We start from the raw sequence: 17,859 nt of genomic DNA on the forward strand, positions 1-17,859 counted from the left end.
GCACTCAATTTTGTCGATATCGGGCGGTTTCTGACGAATCGAGTCAGATTCACCGATTGAATCTGACAATATCGACAAAATTGAATGAAGCCTGAGCGACCTCATTTCAGGGAAGAGTTCTGGGAAAACCCGCCCGCGCTTCCACGAGGCGTGGAGCTGGTCCGCCAGGAGGCGTTGGTCGTTCCCCGAACGGGGCCGGGCGGCGAGTCCACCTATGACCTCGCGGAGGTCCGGTTGCCGGAGGCCCGGGTGCCGGTGCTGTTGAGCTACCGGGCACCGCTGTTCCCCGTGGATGTGCTGGCGCAGCGGGAGAAGCTGGCGGATCTGCGCGAGCAGCTCCGGCGAAGAGAATCCGAGACTCACGGACTGCCCGCCTTCCGCTTGCCGATGCTCGTCACGGACTCGGCGTCTCCCCGTGTGCTGGATGCGTGCGCGGAAGCGGAGATGGCGCTGGTCGACTCACGGGGAACCTTCTTCCTGCGCACCGGGAGCACCTTTGTCCGAGTCCAGGGGCGAGGAGTCTCGAGTCGCGTTCCCCGGGAGCCCGTGTTCCACGGCAAGGGGAGTCGCATCGTGCGCGTCCTGCTCCAGTCGCCCGAAGAGACGTGGACGGTGCGCGCTCTCTCCGAGCGGACGCAGACGAGCTACGCGTATGCCCATGGCGTCATCAAGAAGCTCATCCAGTCCGGATATGTGGAGGGAGGCCGAGGCGTCGGCTTCAGGCTGAGAGAGCCGGCGGGATTGCTGAAGGAGTGGAAGAACAGCGGCCGGCCAACGGCCATCTCGAAGGAGGGGTTCAACGCACCGTCCACGACGCCGGACCGGCTCCACGATGGGTACTTCAAGCTGGTGTCCCAGGGCATTCGCGCCGTCTTCACGCTGGCCAGTGCATTGGAGCCGGAGGAGCGGTTCGTCTCGGGCGTACCCCATGCGCTCTATCTCTCCGGCTCACTGGATGCCGCTATCAGCGCCTTCGGCCTGCGCAGGATGACGCCGCACAACTTCTTGATTCATCGCGCGGACCCCGCCGCGGAGACAGAAGAGGGGGGCATCTACTTCGCCCAGCGACACTTGCGGCACGGCCCTGGTGTTGCATTGCCCCAACTGACGGTGGACTTCCAGCACAGTGGTGGAAGGGGACCCGAGCAGGCGGAGGAACTCCTCAAGCGCTTCGCGCGGGCGCTGCCTGTCTCCTGAGGGGAATCGTGACGGACGAAGAGCGCTTCGATGAAATCCTGGAGGAGTTGAGAGAACTGCTGCTCGACCTGGGGGACCTCTCCTTCAGTGTGATGCTCATTGGAGGGCAGGTGCTCGCGATGGAGTCTCGTCTGCGAGGTGGCACGGGAGTCATCTCTGTCGAGACGGACACCGGTACCGTGGTCGAGCGAGGTTTCTCTTTCGAGCCAGACCTGTTGTTCGACCTGGATGGGTCGGAGTTCATGGCGGGGCGGCTTCTGGAGGTCCTCAGGGAGAGGGGCTTCAAGAGGGAAGCGCGAGATTTCCGCTGGTCGAAGACCCTGCCGAGTGGACAAACCATGGACCTGGACCTCTTCGCGCCTGACGGCAGCGAGGTCTCGGAGCGCCTCACGCGGATGACGCCGCTTCCAGATGCACGTATCGCGCTGGGTCGGCGTCGGCTCGTATCGCTCAAGGTGGGTGGCAAGTCCTTGTCGATTCTATTGCCCGATGCCGCGGGCTTCCTCTCGATGAAGGAGCGCGCCAAACGCGAGCTTCGACCCGAAAAGGCCAAGGACAGCTTCGACCTGTTCGTATACGTCAAGCTGGTGGGGACCGATGCTGTCCGTGCTTCGCTCCAGGCTGCTGGAGAGGACGGGCGAGCACTTCGCGACAGGTTGCTGACGCTCTTCTGGAATGCTCACTCGAAGGGTGTCCAGGATGTCCTCACGTATGCCGCCAGCCATGAGGACGAGGAGCGCGCCTTGCTGGCCCAGGCCGTCGTCGACCTGTTCGCGGAGCTCTGACCCTGAGGCTCGTTCGCGCGGGTTCTCTCGAATGCTGTGTCACTTGCTTTTGTATCCAGGTGGCAATCATGGCCTAGGATGCCGCCCCTGCTGACTCATCCCAGAAGGGGCTCATGTCCGAGGCGTTCTACGTTCGAGTGGGGAAGGTCGAGGAGCGGAAGGTCACGTTCCAGTGTCTGACGGGGTTCGCGGGAGGTCTGACGGACTACGCCAACACCCGGTCCTTCGCGCTGATGCTGCTCCTCGACGCGAAGGAGCGCGCGGGCGACACCCTCTATCTCGTGAGGAGCGCGCCACCCGCCGTGGCTGACGCGCACCTCGCGTTGGCGGAGAAGGCCGCCAAGGCGCCCTCGTCGCTCCACAAGGACGCGGGCAACGCCAATGTCTTCGAGGCGAAGTGGCATGCCCGGCACACGCCCCGCTTCGTGGAGCGCACCTCCGTCCTGGAGCGGTACAACGACGTCGGCGAGGAGAAGCTCCGGGAGACCTTCGAGGAAATCTCTCCCCTCCAGGACCAGGGGCGGTGGCTGTTCCTGGAGGCCGCCTGGGCGCGCATGCACCGCTTCGACCTGGCCGTCGAGGTGACGGACGCGAAGTACCTGGAGCACCTCGCGGAAGGTCATCTCTTCGCGACGACCGCCTTCGACGTGTGGCTCGAATCGAGGCCCCTTCCTCCCTGAGTCCGGGATGGGGCGAGGGCGGGCACCTGGCTGCCCGCTCCCCTGGCACGTCGTTGACGCCCTGGTGACGTCATGGTTCCGTGACGCTTCTCCCGGCACGGCCCCGCCGGGGAAGTGGTGAGTGCTTCGTGACTGTGACTGCTGGAGACTCGCGGCCTCGCCGCGATACCCCTGCCGGGGAAGTGATGGACTGGCTCACCTCGGAGGCGAGGCGGCTGGCGAGTCCCGCCCCGCTGCTCGAAGGTCTGTGCGAGCGCCTGTTCGCGCTCGGCGTGCCGCTGTCCCGGGTGTCCATCGTCCTCTTCACGCTGCACCCCCTCCTCCACGCGAAGAGCTTCCGCTGGCGCCCCGGTCAACACGGCACCACGGAGGTCCACCCCCACGGCCTCCAGCACCTGCCCGCCTTCTCGCGCAGCCCCTTCAAGGCCCTGCAAGAAGGGCTGCCCATCATCGACCGTCGGCTGGAGACGCCTCTGGGCGAGGACGACTTCCCCATGTTCGCCGAGCTGCGCGCGGAGGGCCTCACCGAGTACCTCGCGCTGCCCGTCTGCTTCAGCGACGGCTCGCGCCACGCGGTCTCCTGGTCCACGTCCGCGCCCGGAGGCTTCACCGACGCACACCGCGCCATGCTCCAGGCGCTGCATCCGCTGCTCGAACTGGTGCTGGAGGTCATCGCTCGCAGGGACATGACGGGCGTGCTGCTCGACACGTACCTGGGCCGCGACACCGGCCGACGCATCCTCCAGGGACAGATTCGACGCGGTGACGGAGAGACCACGTCCGCCGTCATCTGTCTGAGTGACTTGCGCAGCTTCACCGCGCTGTCAGACGCGCTGCCTCGCGATGCGCTGCTGGAGTTGCTCAACGCCTACTTCGAGACGATGGTCAGCGCCTTCCATTCGCACGGCGCGGAGGTGCTCAAGTTCATGGGCGACGCGGTGCTGGCCATCTACCGCATCGACGAGAACTCGCCGGTGGAGGAGCGGTGCGAGGCCGCCGCGCGCACCATCCATCAGGCGGTGGCCGTCTGCGCGCGCGACAACGCCAACCGTCGCCGCGAGGGCCTGACGCCCTACGAGTTCGGCGCGTCGCTCCACGTGGGCGATGTGATGTACGGGAACATTGGCGCCTCGGACCGGCTCGACTTCACCGTCATTGGCCCCGCGGTGAACCTGGCCAGCCGCATCGCTGGCCTGTGCGCGGGGCACAACGTGCCCGTGCTGCTCTCCGAATCCTTCGTCGCCCACTACCGCGGCGGCGTGAAGGACCTGGGCCACCAGCCCGTCAAGGGCGTGCCCCACCCCGTGCACATCTACACGCTCGAGTCGGAGTCCTCCGCGCGCACCTTCGCGTGAGCGCGCTTCACTTCGCCGGTGTCCGCACCCTCCCGCGTTGCAGCGGCTGCTCCGGCAGTCGCAGCGTCACCAGGAACGCGAGCAACGCGACGAGGATGGCGCAGCGGTACACCGCCTTCACCGCGCGCGTGAAGGACTCCTTCAGCGCCCGGTCCGTCCGGTCCACGGCCTCCAGCGCGCGCTGCTCCTGGGCATCCACACCCGCCACGGCGCTGTCCGACGCCTTCACCCGTTGACGCTCGGCTTCCAGCTCCGCGCGCACCCGCTGCTTCACCTCCTCCGCGTGGAAGGCCGTTCGCGCCGCGCCCCCTTCGCCTCCCGCGCCAGGCACCTCGGACACCAGCTCCGCGCGGAGATGGGGTGGAAGTCCCTCGGTGGCGCTGGCCACGCGGGTCCCCAGTTCATGGGACAGCGTCGTCGCGAACACCGCGCCCATCAGCGCCACGCCCAGCGTCATCCCGAGCTGTCGGAAGAACGTCGCCGCCGACGTAGCCACGCCAATCTGTTGCGGTGACACCGAGTTCTGGATGGCCAGGGTGTAGAGCGGAATCGACGGCCCCAGGCCCACGCCCACGAGGACCATCTTCACCGTGACTTCCGCCTGCGTGGAGTCCGGCGTCAGCGTGAAGCCCATCACCGTGAAGCCCACCATCAGCAACACGAGCGAGCCGAGCATCAGCCCCTTGTAACGGCCGAGGCGCGACACGAGCTGTCCACTCAGCACGTTGCCCGCCACCACGCCCAACGTCAGCGGCGTCAGCGTCAGCCCCGAGTGTGTCGCCGACAGCCCCACCACGTTCACCATGAACAGCGGAAGGAACACGACGCCCGAGAGGAACACCGCGCCGATGATGAACACGGCCGCGTTCCCCAGGCCGAACGTCCTCTGCCGGAACAGCTTCAAGTCCAACAGGGGTTCCCGCGCGCGTCGCTCCTCGCGGATGAAGAGCGCCGTGCCCGCCGCCGCCAGCGCGAACATCCCCAGCACCTGCCAGGAGCCCCACGCCCAGCCGCCCCCATGGGCCACCTGGTCCGAGCCCCGTCCCAGGCTGAGCGCGAGCAGCAGCGGCACCACCGCCAGCGCGAGCAGCACCGCACCTGTCACGTCGAGCTTCCCCCGGGACACGCCCTCCGGCCGCAGCTTCGGCATGCGCAGCAGCACGAGCGCGAGCGCCACCGTGCCCACCGGCAGGTTGATGAAGAACACCCAGTGCCAGCCCAGCCGGTCCGTGATGAAGCCACCGGCGAGCGGGCCCACCACGCTCGACAGGCCGAACATCGCGCCGAACAGGCCCTGGTACTTGCCGCGCTCGCGGGGCGGGAAGAGGTCGGCGACGACCGACAGTGCGCCGGTGAACAGCGCCGCGCTGCCCAGCCCCTGCACCGCGCGGAACAGGACGAGCGACACCGTGGAGCGCGACACGCCACACAGGAAGCTGCCGAGCAGGAAGACGACGATGCCCGCGGCCAGCACCGCGCGGCGGCCGAGCAGGTCAGACAGCTTCCCCCACACGGGCACCATCATCGTCGAGGCGACGAGGTACGACGTGGTGAGCCACGGGTAGAGCGCCGGAGAAATCCCCAGGTCCGCCTGGATGGCCGGGCCCGCGGTGGCGACAATCGTCTGGTCCAGCGCCGCGAGCAGCAGCCCGAGCAGCGCGCCCAGCATCGTGAAGACCTTCTGTGCGCGGGTGAACGCGGGGAACGCGGCAGGCGCTGCATCCGGAGACGTGGGCGCGGCGGACGGAGCCATGTTCGCGAGAAGGCCCTTCGGTGCGAAGGGTTCGCGCGAACTTGGGCGCTGTCCGCGTGATGTGCCAGCGCTCCCACAGGTCGCGTTGGCGAGATGACAGACGCCTGGCGCGTGGAGAGATGCTGGTCATGGGACAAGCATCTGGCAGCAGTCGCGGGGCCGCGGGAATAGCCTTGGGCCCCTCTACCCCCCGGCGCTCGAGAGGAACGCCCGCGATGCGTCTGCCTTCAATCCTGTTCCTGGTCACAGAGGAGTCGCTCATGCGTGTGTCCTCGAGGTCGCTGGTCGTCGTGTGCCTGCTGTCGTCGCTGGTGGGTTGCAAGGACGAGGAGCCGCCTCCTGTGCCGAAGCCCACGCTCTCCGAGACGCCGCTGTGGCAGGTGAAGGCGGACCCAAGCTTCCCCGACGAGTGCTTCGGCAGCTCCGTGGCCCTCGCGGACTTCGATGGAGATGGTCGCAAGGATCTGGCGGTGAGCTCGCAGGCTTGTCAGGAGCTGCTCGTCAGCTCACGCAACCCGGGACGCCTGTCCATCTTCGTGGGGCAGGAGAAGTTCTTCTCCACGCAGGCCGTGTCCGCCGCGCTGAGCTGGCAGAACACGCACCCGAACGCCTCCGGACAACAGCTCCGCGTGGAGTCCGGCGAAGTGAATGGAGATGCCTACGCGGACCTGCTCGTGTATGGCCGCTACGGCGTCTCCGTCTTCCTGGGCCAGGCGGACCTGGCGGCGATGCTGTCCGCGCCGTCCTTTCGCGTGCCAGGCAATGGCACCTTCCAGAACAGCTTGTTCGTGGACCTGAATGGCGACGGGCTCGACGACCTCGTCGCCAATCACAGCGCCTCGCAGCGCTTCTACCTGTCCACGCCAGGGGCGGGAGGAGAGGGCGGTCTGTTCACTCTCGCTCGCACGCGCACGGGGTACTTGAGGGCCTCGTTCGTGGGAGACCTGAACAAAGACGGGGCCGAGGACGTGTCGCTGGGGTTTGGCGGTGGCAACCTGGGCTACTTCCTGGGCTGCAAGCCCGGGAGCGCCTTCGCGTGCGACGGCCCCATCTCCGCCGAACCCTGGCGAATCGAGACCCTGGTCGGACGCGGCAACCTCCACCCGGACCTGAATGGCGACGGACATCCGGAGACCTTCGCGTTCTCGGAGTCGGGCCCGTTCCAGTTCCACTTCTCCCAGCCGGACGGCACCTTCTCCCCCACGCCCGCCTGGTCCACCCAGGGCGACCCCGCGTTCCCCTACGTCAGCAGCTTCGCCGGTCTGGCCTCCGTGGGGGACATGGATGGGGACGGCGTGCGCAACGACTTCGTGCTGCACTCCTCGGGACGGCTGTACCTCTTCTCACCGAAGGACGGCATCTCCCAGTCGATGCACCCCGTCTGGGCCTGGCCGCGCGCGGACGCGGTCCCCAGCGGCTATGGGACCTACCGGCGCTACTCCATCGCGGTGCCCGGGGACCTGAACGGCGACGGTTACGATGACCTGGTGGTGGCCACCACCGAGTTCGGGGACATCCTCGACGTGCCCATGGGAGAGGTGTCCATCCATGCCGGAGGGCAGGTGCCCGCGACGCCCGCCACGCCACCGCACCTGCCGTCGCCCCAGGCCTGTGGACTCCAGGTGGACGAGGTGAACGGCAAGCCGGACCTCACCGTGGACCAGGACGTGCTCGAGCGCACGGTGCATGTGGTGTGGAGGAACTTCGAGGAGGAGGATTGCGAGGTGAAGGAGCAGTGCGTGCTCGCGCCGGGTCGCCGCAAGCTCCTGCGCTTCAGCACCTCCATCCAGAACCTGGGCAACAAGGCCGCGGTCCTCCCGCCCATCGAGGAGAACCCGGACCTTTACGTCTTCGACGAGTGCCACGGGCATGACCACCTCACCAACTTCGCCGCGTACGAGCTGCGCGACTCGGCGGGCAACGCGGTGATGACGGGGCGCAAGCAGGGTTACTATCTGGTGGACGTCCAGAGCTACTGCTCGGACGCGGCGGCCTCGACCTTCCACGAGCCCATGGGCATCTCCGCGGGCTGGTCGGACATCTACACGCTCGACACCCCGTGCCAGTGGGTGGACATCACCGACGTGGCGGACGGCACGTACTCGTTCCAGGTCAGCGTGGACACCCGGGACATCGTCGAGGAGGGAACGGTCCACCCCAACACCGTGGCCTTCCCGGTGCGGTTGGAGGGAGACACCGTCACGGTGCTGCCGTAATCCTGCGGGGCCATGAGCCCCGAGCGCCCGCTGTACCTGGACCACAACGCCACCACCCCCGTGGACCCGGAGGTGGTGGACGCCATGCTGCCGTACCTCCGCGAGCACTTCGGCAACCCGTCCAGCGCGCACCCGTATGGACGCCGCGCCCATGAGGCACTGGAGATGGCGCGCGCGCAGGTGGCCGCGCTCATCGGCGCGAAGCCCTCCGAAATCCTCTTCACCTCCGGCGGCACGGAGGCCAACAACCTGGCCATCCGGGGCACCGCCGAGGCCCGCGCGGAGCGGCGCCACCTGCTCACCTCCACCATCGAACACCCGGCCACGACGCTGCCCTGCGACGCGCTGGAATGGCGCGGCTGGCGCGTGACCTGGCTGCCGGTGGACGCCGAGGGCCGCGTGCGCGTGGAGGACGCCGAGCGCGCGCTCGCCGCCGAGGGCGAAGAGACCGCACTCGTGTCACTGATGTATGCCAATAACGAAACGGGCGTGTTGCAGCCGGTGGCGGATGTCGCCGCGCGGGCCCACCGTCACGGCGCCACCGTGCACACGGACGCGGCGCAGTCGGTGGGGAAGGTGCCGGTGGACGTGAATGCGCTCGGCGTGGACCTGCTCACGCTGGTGGGCCACAAGCTGCGCGCCCCCAAGGGCGTGGGCGCGCTGTACGTGCGCGAGGGCACCCCGCTGCGCGCGGTGACGCTCGGCGGAGGACAGGAGCGCGGTCTACGGCCGGGGACCCAGAACGTGCCGTACGCGGTGGGGCTGGGCGTCGCGTGTGAGCTGGCGGGCAGGCGGCTGGCGCGGGGTGGGAGCGCGGCGCTCGGGGCCCTGCGGGAGCGGTTGTGGGCGGGGCTTCGCGAGGCGGTGCCGGGCATCGTCTTGAGCGGGCAGGGGGCCGAGCGGCTGCCCAACACGCTCCATGTGCGCTTCCCAGGGGTGCGGGGTGGAGCGGTGCTGGCGGCGACGCCGGAGGTGGCCGCGTCGACGGGGTCGGCGTGTCACGACGGGGGTGAGTCCGCCTCGCCTGTCCTGCGGGCGATGGGAATCCCGGAAGCGGACGCCCTGGGCGCGGTGCGCCTTTCCCTGGGGCCCGACACTTCCCCGGAAGAAGTGGATCAGGCGGTGGTTGTACTGGCGCGCGGGTGGAGACAGGTGGCGGGCTGAAATCTCCGTGCAATCATCGCCCCGCTTCCGGCGTAGGGCGTGGTACCGGAGCGTGCCGCCGGTGCGGCGCCACCGCCGACGCGAGAGGGTGTTTCACGTGAGCATCAGGGTCGACGTGTGGGAGGGCGGGCGCATCGCGCTGTTTTCGCTGCGAGCCAACCGCCTGCGAACGGTGCTGACGACGGTGGGGATTGGCGTGGGTGTCTGCACGTTGCTGGCCATCGTCGGCATCATCCAGGGCATCAACCAGTCCTTCGCGGACCAGCTCGCGCAAATCGGCGCCAACACCATCCAGGTGTCCAAGTTCCCCTGGGCCATGGGCGGTGACTGGTGGGAGTACCGCAACCGGAAGAACCTGACCGTGGACATGATACCCGCCATCCTCCAGTCCTCGGAGCACGTGGTGGCGGCGGCGCCCATCTTCTACGACAGGGCGGAGGTGCGCTTCCTGGACCGGCGCATGACGGGCGTGCTGGCCGCGGGCACCACGGCGGACTACTCCATCATCTCCTCCTACACCGTGGACAAGGGTCGCTTCCTCACCGACGCGGATGTGAACACGCGCTCGCCGGTGGTCGTCATTGGCGCGGAGCTGACGCGCACGCTGTTCCCCGGGCTGGACCCCGTGGGCCACCGCATCCTCCTGGCGGGCAGGCCCTACCGCGTGGTGGGCACGCTGGAGCCCAAGGGCACCGTGCTCGGTGAGAATCAGGACATGACGGTGCTGATTCCGTACCGCACCTTCCAGGAGCACTTCGGCAAGCGCAACTCGCCCAACATCATGGTGTCGGTGGACTCGCCCGAAAACACGCTCGACGTGGTGGACGATATGACCGCGGCGCTGCGTCGCGCACGCGGGACGCCGCCCGGGGTGAAGGACGACTTCGCCATCAACCGGCCCGAGCAGCTCGCCAACATGTACGCCAAGCTCACCGGTGCGCTGTACGGCGCGGCGACGGGCGTGGGGCTCATCACGCTGCTGGTGGGTGGCATCGGCATCATGAACATCATGCTGGTGTCGGTGCGCGAGCGGACGCGGGAGATTGGCGTGCGCCGCGCGCTGGGGGCGAAGAAGCGCACCATCATCATCCAGTTCCTGCTGGAGGCCTCCAGCGTGTCCGCCGTGGGCGGCACCCTGGGGACGCTGGTGGGGCTGGGGCTGGCGAAGACGGTGTCGTTCATCACGCCGCTGGCGGCGGCGGTGGAGCCGCTGACGGTGGTGGCGGGCGTGGGCTTCGCCGCCACGGTGGGCCTGCTGTTCGGCATCTGGCCCGCGGCGCGCGCGGCGAACCTGGACCCCGTGGAAGCGCTCCGCCATGACTGAGGAGACACCGCGATGATGGCGTTGCTGGACACGTTGCGGCTGGCGTTCGGGACGTTCGTCTCCAACCCGCTGCGCTCCTTCCTGACGCTCTTGGGCATCGTCATCGGCGCCACCACGGTGGTGGCGATGATGGGGCTCATCGAGGGCCTGCGGAACCAGGTGAACGAGAACCTGTCCGAGCTGGGCGCCAACTGCTTCCAGGTGCAGCGGCTGCCCTTCGGCGCGGGCAACCTGTCCCTGGCGGAGCTGTCGCGCCGGCCCCGGTTCACCTTCGAGGACCTGGACGCCATCCGCGAGCTGCCCTCGGTGCTGACGGCGGCGGGGGAGGACTCCAAGGGTGGACAGAAGCTGTCCACGCAGCAGCGCGAGACGCGCGCCAACATCGGCGTGTGGTCCGGGACGCCGGAGTACTTCCAGACGAACTCCGTGGTGGTGGCCACCGGCCGCGCCTTCACGGACACCGAGTACCTGGATGGCCGGCGCGTCGCGGTCATCGGGCCGGATTTGGCGGACACGCTGTGGCCGGGGATGGAGCCGTTGGGGCAGACGTTCCGCCTGCAGGGCCGCAACTTCACGGTGGTGGGGACGACGAAGCGCAAGGGCAGCTTCCTGGGCGGTGGCGGCCAGGACAACACGGTGATGATGCCGCTGACGGCGTTCCGTCCGCTGTACGGCCTGAACAACTTCCGGGTGAGTGTGCAGGCGCACTCGGCGGAGGTGCTGAAGCGGGCGCAGGATGAGGTGACGGTGCTGATGCGGCGGCGTCACGGGCTGAAGCCGCTGGAGGCGGACGACTTCTTCGTGTTCTCCAACGAGAGCTCCACGGAGATGTTCAACAACATCTCCCAGGTGATTTCCGTGGCCAGCTTCGGCGTGTGCCTGCTGTCGCTCCTGGTGGGCGGCATTGGCATCCTGAACATCATGTTGGTGGCGGTGACGGAGCGGACCCGGGAGATTGGAATCCGCAAGGCGCTGGGCGCGAAGAAGCGGCGCATCCTCGCGCAGTTCGCCACGGAGGCGGTGGTGCTGTCGCTGACCGGCGGAGTGCTGGGAGTCGCCCTGGGTGTGGGGCTGGCGCACCTGGCGCGCTGGGTGCTCGGCCTGCCCACCGAGGTGCCGGGTTGGGCGGTGGGCGTGGCCCTGGCGATGAGCAGCGGCGTGGGGCTGGGGTTCGGAATCTATCCGGCCGCTCGCGCCGCGAAGCTGGACCCCGTGGAGGCGATGCGCACGGAGTAATGCGCCACCCGCAGTCCCGCCGTGTCCCACGAAAAGGGGCCCCGCCCGCGTACAGCGGACAGGGCCCCTTTGAACGTCTAGACCCCGGGAATTACGGGCAGGGGCCGGTGCAGATGAGCTGGCCGGTGATGGGGTGCTTGTAACAGAACGGAGCGCACTCGGACTTGGGGGCCTCGGTCGTGAAACCGGTGGTCACACCAAAGACAGCGACGAGCGCGGTGAGGGCGGCAGCAACACGGAGGTTCTTGAGAGCCGACATGGGGGTGTGTCTCCAGACTGCGTGTCTGTACGGCCCGGCAAGCATGGTATTGAACGCAATTGATAACAACTAAGAAATCAAGAATAGCTCTGGGCGTGTGGCTTTGCCGGAAAGACTCGCACGCAGCGAGCCGGTGAGACATCGCTGCTCAAAGCGTTGGTGTGGCGCGCTTGTAACTATCGAGTGTGTTGGTTGGAGCGAGGCCCACCGCCGGCCCATTGGTAGCCGAGGGTCGCACCCGCGCCGATGAGGGCGAGGCCGATGAGGGCGCGTGCGCTCTTGAGGCGGGTGCTGGGCTCGGCCAGCTTGGACAGCAGGCCGTCGACAGCGGCGGCGAGCAGGGTGCCCGCGGCCGCGCCGCCGAGTGCTCCGAGGTAGGCGTCGGTCTGGTCCTGGCTGCGTCCGAAGGCGAGCTCGCCCATTCCCCAGGTGCCGAGCGCGGCGAGGGGCGGGGTGAACAGGAGTCCTCCGCCGAATGCGGCGACTTCCAGGTCCGCCCAGCGTCCTCCGCCCGGCGTGGTGGGTCGGAGGAAGAGCAGGCGTGAGGGCAGGTAGCCCGCGAGCATTCCCGCGGCGGTCTCCGACGCGGTGGCGCCCAGGCGCGTGTCACCGCCGACGCGCGTCGCGCCCCACACGCCACCGAGTGGCAGCAGGGCCAGTCCTCCGTGGGCGACCCATGCGCCCGTGGACAGCGGGAGGTCTTCCGGGGCCGAGGGGACGGGGACACCGCTCATGCCGGGCAGGCGCGTTCCGTCGGGGCTTGCCGCGGAGGTGGTGTCATCGCGGAGGGAGAGGGCGCTTCGTGGGTCGCGCGGCGCGCGTGGCCCCTCGGCGTTCGTATCGCGCGGATCCGTTCGTCGCAGCGGTGCGTCCGCGGCGAAGTGGCCTGGTGACGCGGACGCGGAGGGGGTTCCGAGCAGGAGCGCGAGGAGCCAGGTGCTCAGGAGGAAAGGTGCTCTCGGAGGCGGTCTTGGCATGGGGCTCGCGGGCCGGGTGCGGACGAGGAGGGTGCTCACTCGCGGGCCCTGGCTCCACCGGGCACATGGCCCGAGTGCCCTGCGTCGCACACTGTGCTCGTCCCGAGGTGTTGGCGGCTGGACGGCCCGGGGTGTGTCCGGTGGCAGGTGCCGACCGGGCGGGGAGCCACTAGCTTCGGACGGTGAAGCTGGCCTGCTCCGTGCTCGTCGCGTTGCTCGTCGCCGGGTGCCCTGCTCCGAACCATCGGCATGACCTCCGGCTGCGCTCTCTGCCCACCGGAGCGGGAGAGACGCGCTCGCTCGCGTTCTTCCAGTCGCTCGGTGTTCCGCTGGCCCCAGGGCATGGCGTGGAACTGGTGGAGAACGGGCACGTGTTCGACGTGCTCGAGGCGGAGATTCGCGCTGCGCGCTCCAGCATCCACATCGCCAGCTACATCTGGCGTCCTGGAGAGCCGTCGGAGCAGTTGGTGCGCGCGATTCGCGAGCGGCATCCCGGCGTGGCGTGTCGCGTGCTGGTGGACCCGCTGGGCAGCGTCAACTTCGAGCCCGTGGGGATGGAGCTGTCGAACGCGGGCTGCGAGGTGCGCGTCTTCCGGCCGATGCAGGGGGCGCTGCCGTCACTCGATGCGGCGCGCATCAAGACGCGCATGCACCGCAAGCTGGTGGTGCGTGATGGCGAGGTGGGTATCACCGGGGGCTTTGGCATCTGGAAGAGCTGGCTCGGTGATGCGGAGGGGGAGGAGTTCTGGCGGGACATGAGCGTGCGTGTCGAAGGGCCTGTCGTGCGGGACATGCAGGTGGCCTTCGCCCAGAACTGGCAGGAGGCGGGTGGGGACTTCCTTCCGGTGGAGGCGTTTCCGGAGCTCGCCGTGCGCGGTGGGGCTCGCGCGGGCTTCGTCGCGAGCACGCAGAACCGGTTCCTCTCCGACGCGCGGCGGATGACGTTGCTCACCATCGCGGCGGCGCGGCGGCGGCTGTGGATCGCCAACTCGTACTTCATCCCGTCCGAGGCCATCAGCGACATGCTGCTGGAGAAGGTGAAGCAGGGCGTGGACGTGCGCGTGGTGGTTCCCGGGCGTCATCACGACATCGCGCCCGTGCACGCGGCGCAGCGCGCGACGTATGCGCGGCTCCTGGAGGGCGGCGTGCGCATCTGGGAGTACGAGCTGTCGATGATGCACTCGAAGACGATGCTCGTGGACGAGGACCTGTCCGTGGTGGGCTCGACGAACCTGGACCCGCTGGCGCTGAGTACGTCGGACGAGTGCTCGCTGGTGGTGGAGGACGAGGCGCTGGCTGCACGGCTCGCCGCCGCGTTCGAGAAGGACCTGCGTCACTCGCGGGAGATTCACTGGGATGGGTGGCGCCGCCGCGGCCTGCTGCAGCGCCTGGGCGAACAGCTCCCTGGCTTCATCGGCGACTATCTCTGACGAACCCAGGGTGAGCGGTTTGCCCCGGTCAGAAGCGGAAGGTGGCCGCCATCTGGACGAGGGGCTCCACTGCTTCCTGCTCCTCGACCTTCTCCATCACGTCCGTGGTCTCGCAGATCATGAGGAAGCAGCGGGTGACCTCGCGCGTGGTCTCCGTCCGGGTATGCGTGGTCTGGGCTCCCGCGCTGACCGACAAGTGCCACCGGTCCCCGAATGGATGGGCGTAGCCCACGAGTCCACTCAGCGAGGTGCGAGTCCCCTCCGTGTTTTCGTCCAGGTCGAAGAGGGTGTGGCTCGCCTGCGCCGACACGAAGGCGCCCAGGAAGGACTGCTGACTGAAGTAGATGCGGCTGCCGAGCTGAAGGCCCACGGCGTTGATGTCGAGCCCCAAGTGCGTGCCGCCGAACACCGTCAAGGCCGGCTGCAACTGCTGCTCCATGTTCACCATGAACACGGGCGTCCGCGTGGGGCCCTCATCCATTTCGAAGGAGTGGCCGTGAAACCCGAAGTGGAGCGCCGTGCCCCACGACGCGGTGTCCTGTCTCGTGTCTTCGATGAGCAGGGGCTGACCGGGGGTGTCGTTCTCCTGGGCGAAGGTCGAGCCCGGCATGACGAAGAGCACCGTGAGGATGACGAGTCGACGGGTGTGGAAAATCATGGCGCCGCCCCAAGGCAAGCGGTGTGCCGGATGCAACCGCGCGAGATGACAACACCGGGGGTGCGCGGATTGCGCAGCGCTCTGCACAAGCGCGAAAGCCACCTCGCCCTGCCGCGCTGGCCCGGTGGCAGGCACGGCCCCACCCGAGTCTTCGCTCAGCGTGAAGCCGCGTCGTCGGTGTCGCATGACTCGCTCACGTGCGCTTCAACCTCCGCTTAAGGGGCGGACTGGAGCGGGACGCGGGACGGAGGCGCGTCACACGTGCGCGTGGTAATGGCTGCGCGCATGAGCATCCGGGACTTGGTGGGTAGGGCCGTCATCCGCGAGGCACGGCCCGAGGATGACGTGGCGGTGGGTGACTTGTTGATTGAAGCCTTCACCTCGCAGTACGCGAAGAAGCTCCCCGACGTCGTCTACACCGACGAGCGAAAGCGGGAGCTGCGGGACGTGGCCGCCCGTCGGAAAATCGCCACGTTGCTGGTGGCCGAAGTGGAGGGCGAAATCGTGGGCACCGTGGCCCTCTTTCCCCCGGATGCTCCTGGCTCCGAAGCCTGGCTGCCTCGCGCAGTGGACCTGCGAGGACTGGCCACCGCCGTGAAGTTCCATGGCTCCGGGCTGGCGCAGCTCCTGCTCGACTCCGCCGAGGCGATGGCTCGACGCTGGGATGTCGACGCCGTGTGCCTGCATGTCCGTCGCGGCGCGACCGGGGTTGTTCGTATGTACATGGCCCGTGGCTATCTGCGTGAGCCCTCGGGCGACCTCGACCTGCCCAGCGTGTACCTGGAGGCGTATGTGATGCGCTTCAAGGAGACCACGCACTAGCGAGCGCACCTTCGGGCTCGGAGCCGCGCGCTCGCTGCTTCGCGCCCGAGGGAGCCTGCTCCTCGCTGTATCGACTCCGGGTCTCGTGCCGCGCTCACTGCTGGAGCGCGTTCGCCCGAGCCCCGTTGAGTCGCCGCCCTGATGACCACGGTCATCAGCCCCCCGACGTCTGTCATCAGGCCCGCCCCTGTTTCGGGCTCGGCGTCTCGTACTTCCTCCGTGTTTCCAGGGGCTTGGCCTCCGAGGCCCTGCGTGGAGACCCTGGCACACCATGTGCTCATGGGTCCTGCATCGGCTGACCTCACCCGGTCCCTTCGCCACCCATCCCCCGAGGAACATCGTCATGGCGCTCTCCCCCATCTCCCGCCCCGTTGGTTCCCTCTCCGCTCCTTCGCTCCCCGCCCGCACGGAGCTGTCGTCGCAGGCGATTCCCCCGCGCACGAAGGAGTCCTCGGTCCAGTCGCTCTTCCAGAAGGATGGCTTCGAGTCTTCGGGTGGCCTCAAGAGCGCCGAGGGTCTCCAGCAGCTCGTGAAGATGCTCGCCGCGCAGGTGCAGTCCCTGGGCGAGCTGGCGCAGGCGCTCGGTGGCGACAAGGGCGGCCCGGGCAAGCTCGGCGACTCCGCTCCCCTGGGCCGGGTGGGTGGCGTGCGCAACCCTGGCTCGATGGGTGAGGGCGCGCCGCGCATGGGCGGGCTTGCGGATCAGGGTATCGCGGGCGCTCCGCCGGCCGGGCTCGATTCCTTCGGCGGCATCCCGGACCTCGGTGGTGAGGGCTCGCAGTTCGGCGGCGTGCCGGACCTCGGTGGTGAGGGCTCGCAGCTCGGCGGCGTGCCCGACCTCGGTGGTGAAGGCTCGCAGTTCGGCGGTGTGCCTGACCTCGGTGGTGAGGGCGCGCAGTTCGGCGGTGTGCCCGACCTGGGCGCGGAGACGGGCATTCCGGACAGCATGCTGCCCCCAATGCCAGGCGCGCCCGTCCCCCAGCAGAAGGCCCTCGCCAGCACGCCCACCGAGCAGCCCGCCGCGGGCGCCACGCCGGTCGACGCGAGCCAGAAGGCCGCGCAGCCCAACGGCGTGAAGAAGGACGGCAACACGCTCACGCTCAACAACGACGGCGACAAGCCGATGACCGTGAACTTCACCCCCAACGCGGGCGAGAAGGCCGTCGACTCCGTCACCCTCCAGCCCGGCGAGAGCCGCACCGTGAAGTTCCCCGAGGGCTGGTCCGGCAACTTCCGCAGCGACGCCGGTGACGGCAAGAACGCCACGCTCGGTGAGGTGAAGTTCAACGGCGGAATGGGTCAGACCTACTACGACGTCAGCTACATCGAGGGCCACAACACCGCCATGACGATGCAGCCGGAGAGCGGTGGCCGGAAGTCGGGAACCCTCGACAACCTGCTCTCCTCCGCCCCCGACGCCGTGAAGGCGAAGGGACCGGACGGCTCCGCGTACGGCATCAAGAAGACCACCACCTCGGATGTGCAGGACTCGTCGGTGGTAGACTTCTTCCGCAAGCACGTCGGCGCGGACCAGGGCTACGTCATCCCCAAGGACGACGCGAGCACGCTGGGAAGTGGTGACAGCAACCTCGTCGTCCACCTGAAGAACCTGACCTGAGCCACCTCGACGCCCCCGCGTCGGCCCCCTCGCCCTCATGAGTGTCCGCTGGCCCCAGAATGTCCCCCGACCCGGGGTCCCCGCCCGGCAGGCCAGGGAAGAGGCCGCTCGCGAGCAGTCCAAGCCCGCTGAAGCCAGGTCCTCGAACAAGCCCGCCGCGAAGGGACCCACCGGGAAGCCTGCCACCGGAGGACGCGTCGGTGCCCGCCCCACCGAGGGCGACAAGGACAGCGCGCAGGGTGGCGTCCATCGCGATGGGATGGAGTCCGGCACCCAGCGCGGCTCCGCGGAGGGACTGGCCGGGGGTTCTCCTCGAGGGACTCCGGAAGGGCTGGCACCCGGCACCACCCGAGGCACCACCCCCTCCGCGCCCAACCCCCAGTCC

The 17,859-nt window shown here is 68.5% G+C and carries 15 protein-coding genes and 1 pseudogene; 12 read left to right on the top strand and 4 right to left on the bottom strand.

The window, feature by feature from the left end; all coding sequences use genetic code 11:
- Positions 1–150 precede the first annotated feature (150 nt).
- The 4 genes from HR086_RS05955 (at position 151) to HR086_RS05970 (ending at position 4,017) form a co-directional block, all read left to right on the top strand.
- On the top strand, positions 151–1,197 hold the full coding sequence (locus HR086_RS05955; RefSeq protein ID WP_373564261.1) for a hypothetical protein: 1,047 nt from the start codon (positions 151–153) through the stop codon (positions 1,195–1,197).
- An 8-nt stretch (positions 1,198–1,205) separates the two neighbouring features.
- Positions 1,206–1,982 (top strand): hypothetical protein, encoded by a 777-nt coding sequence (locus tag HR086_RS05960; protein ID WP_174465088.1) that lies wholly within the window; start codon positions 1,206–1,208, stop codon positions 1,980–1,982.
- 113 nt (positions 1,983–2,095) lie between these two features.
- Positions 2,096–2,662, top strand: coding sequence for a hypothetical protein (locus tag HR086_RS05965; RefSeq protein WP_174465089.1), 567 nt, complete (start codon positions 2,096–2,098; stop codon positions 2,660–2,662).
- 185 nt (positions 2,663–2,847) lie between these two features.
- Positions 2,848–4,017: an adenylate/guanylate cyclase domain-containing protein gene (locus tag HR086_RS05970; RefSeq protein ID WP_174465090.1), complete on the top strand. Its 1,170-nt coding sequence runs from the start codon at positions 2,848–2,850 to the stop codon at positions 4,015–4,017.
- Positions 4,018–4,024: 7 nt separating this feature from the next.
- Here HR086_RS05970 and HR086_RS05975 read toward each other — a convergent pair whose 3' ends face one another.
- On the bottom strand, positions 4,025–5,770 hold the full coding sequence (locus HR086_RS05975; RefSeq protein ID WP_174460291.1) for a DHA2 family efflux MFS transporter permease subunit: 1,746 nt from the start codon (positions 5,768–5,770) through the stop codon (positions 4,025–4,027).
- A gap of 260 nt (positions 5,771–6,030) precedes the next feature.
- On the opposite strand from HR086_RS05975, the gene HR086_RS05980 reads away from it, so the two are divergent.
- The 4 genes from HR086_RS05980 (at position 6,031) to HR086_RS05995 (ending at position 11,710) form a co-directional block, all read left to right on the top strand.
- Complete coding sequence (locus tag HR086_RS05980) at positions 6,031–7,986, top strand: lysyl oxidase family protein (protein WP_174460290.1); 1,956 nt, start codon at positions 6,031–6,033, stop codon at positions 7,984–7,986.
- 12 nt (positions 7,987–7,998) lie between these two features.
- On the top strand, positions 7,999–9,150 hold the full coding sequence (locus tag HR086_RS05985) for a cysteine desulfurase family protein (protein WP_174465091.1): 1,152 nt from the start codon (positions 7,999–8,001) through the stop codon (positions 9,148–9,150).
- A gap of 97 nt (positions 9,151–9,247) precedes the next feature.
- Complete coding sequence (locus HR086_RS05990; RefSeq protein WP_174456012.1) at positions 9,248–10,474, top strand: ABC transporter permease; 1,227 nt, start codon at positions 9,248–9,250, stop codon at positions 10,472–10,474.
- A gap of 12 nt (positions 10,475–10,486) precedes the next feature.
- Positions 10,487–11,710, top strand: coding sequence for an ABC transporter permease (locus HR086_RS05995; RefSeq protein ID WP_141643964.1), 1,224 nt, complete (start codon positions 10,487–10,489; stop codon positions 11,708–11,710).
- A 91-nt stretch (positions 11,711–11,801) separates the two neighbouring features.
- Here the strand turns inward: HR086_RS05995 and HR086_RS06000 are convergent, their stop codons facing one another.
- Complete coding sequence (locus tag HR086_RS06000) at positions 11,802–11,969, bottom strand: hypothetical protein (RefSeq protein WP_174456011.1); 168 nt, start codon at positions 11,967–11,969, stop codon at positions 11,802–11,804.
- 176 nt (positions 11,970–12,145) lie between these two features.
- Complete coding sequence (locus HR086_RS06005; protein WP_254626204.1) at positions 12,146–12,703, bottom strand: hypothetical protein; 558 nt, start codon at positions 12,701–12,703, stop codon at positions 12,146–12,148.
- Between the two features lie 425 nt (positions 12,704–13,128).
- On the opposite strand from HR086_RS06005, the gene HR086_RS06010 reads away from it, so the two are divergent.
- Positions 13,129–14,376: a phospholipase D-like domain-containing protein gene (locus HR086_RS06010; RefSeq protein WP_174460289.1), complete on the top strand. Its 1,248-nt coding sequence runs from the start codon at positions 13,129–13,131 to the stop codon at positions 14,374–14,376.
- Between the two features lie 28 nt (positions 14,377–14,404).
- Here the strand turns inward: HR086_RS06010 and HR086_RS06015 are convergent, their stop codons facing one another.
- On the bottom strand, positions 14,405–15,034 hold the full coding sequence (locus HR086_RS06015; RefSeq protein WP_174460288.1) for a DUF3575 domain-containing protein: 630 nt from the start codon (positions 15,032–15,034) through the stop codon (positions 14,405–14,407).
- A gap of 285 nt (positions 15,035–15,319) precedes the next feature.
- Between HR086_RS06015 and HR086_RS06020 the strand changes: the two genes are divergently transcribed.
- The 3 genes and pseudogenes from HR086_RS06020 to HR086_RS47940 form a co-directional block, all read left to right on the top strand.
- Positions 15,320–15,856 carry a GNAT family N-acetyltransferase gene (locus HR086_RS06020; RefSeq protein WP_141643967.1) on the top strand — a complete coding sequence of 179 codons (537 nt, stop codon included), beginning with the start codon at positions 15,320–15,322 and terminating at the stop codon, positions 15,854–15,856.
- A gap of 271 nt (positions 15,857–16,127) precedes the next feature.
- Positions 16,128–17,474, top strand: a complete 1,347-nt coding sequence (locus HR086_RS48320) for a hypothetical protein (RefSeq protein WP_254626205.1) — start codon at positions 16,128–16,130, stop codon at positions 17,472–17,474.
- A gap of 37 nt (positions 17,475–17,511) precedes the next feature.
- A pseudogene (locus tag HR086_RS47940) lies at positions 17,512–17,859 on the top strand (hypothetical protein); the annotation flags it as partial.

This window comes from Myxococcus sp. CA039A, assembly GCF_013336645.1.
In the GTDB taxonomy this organism is placed as follows: Bacteria; Myxococcota; Myxococcia; order Myxococcales; family Myxococcaceae; genus Myxococcus; species Myxococcus llanfairpwllgwyngyllgogerychwyrndrobwllllantysiliogogogochensis.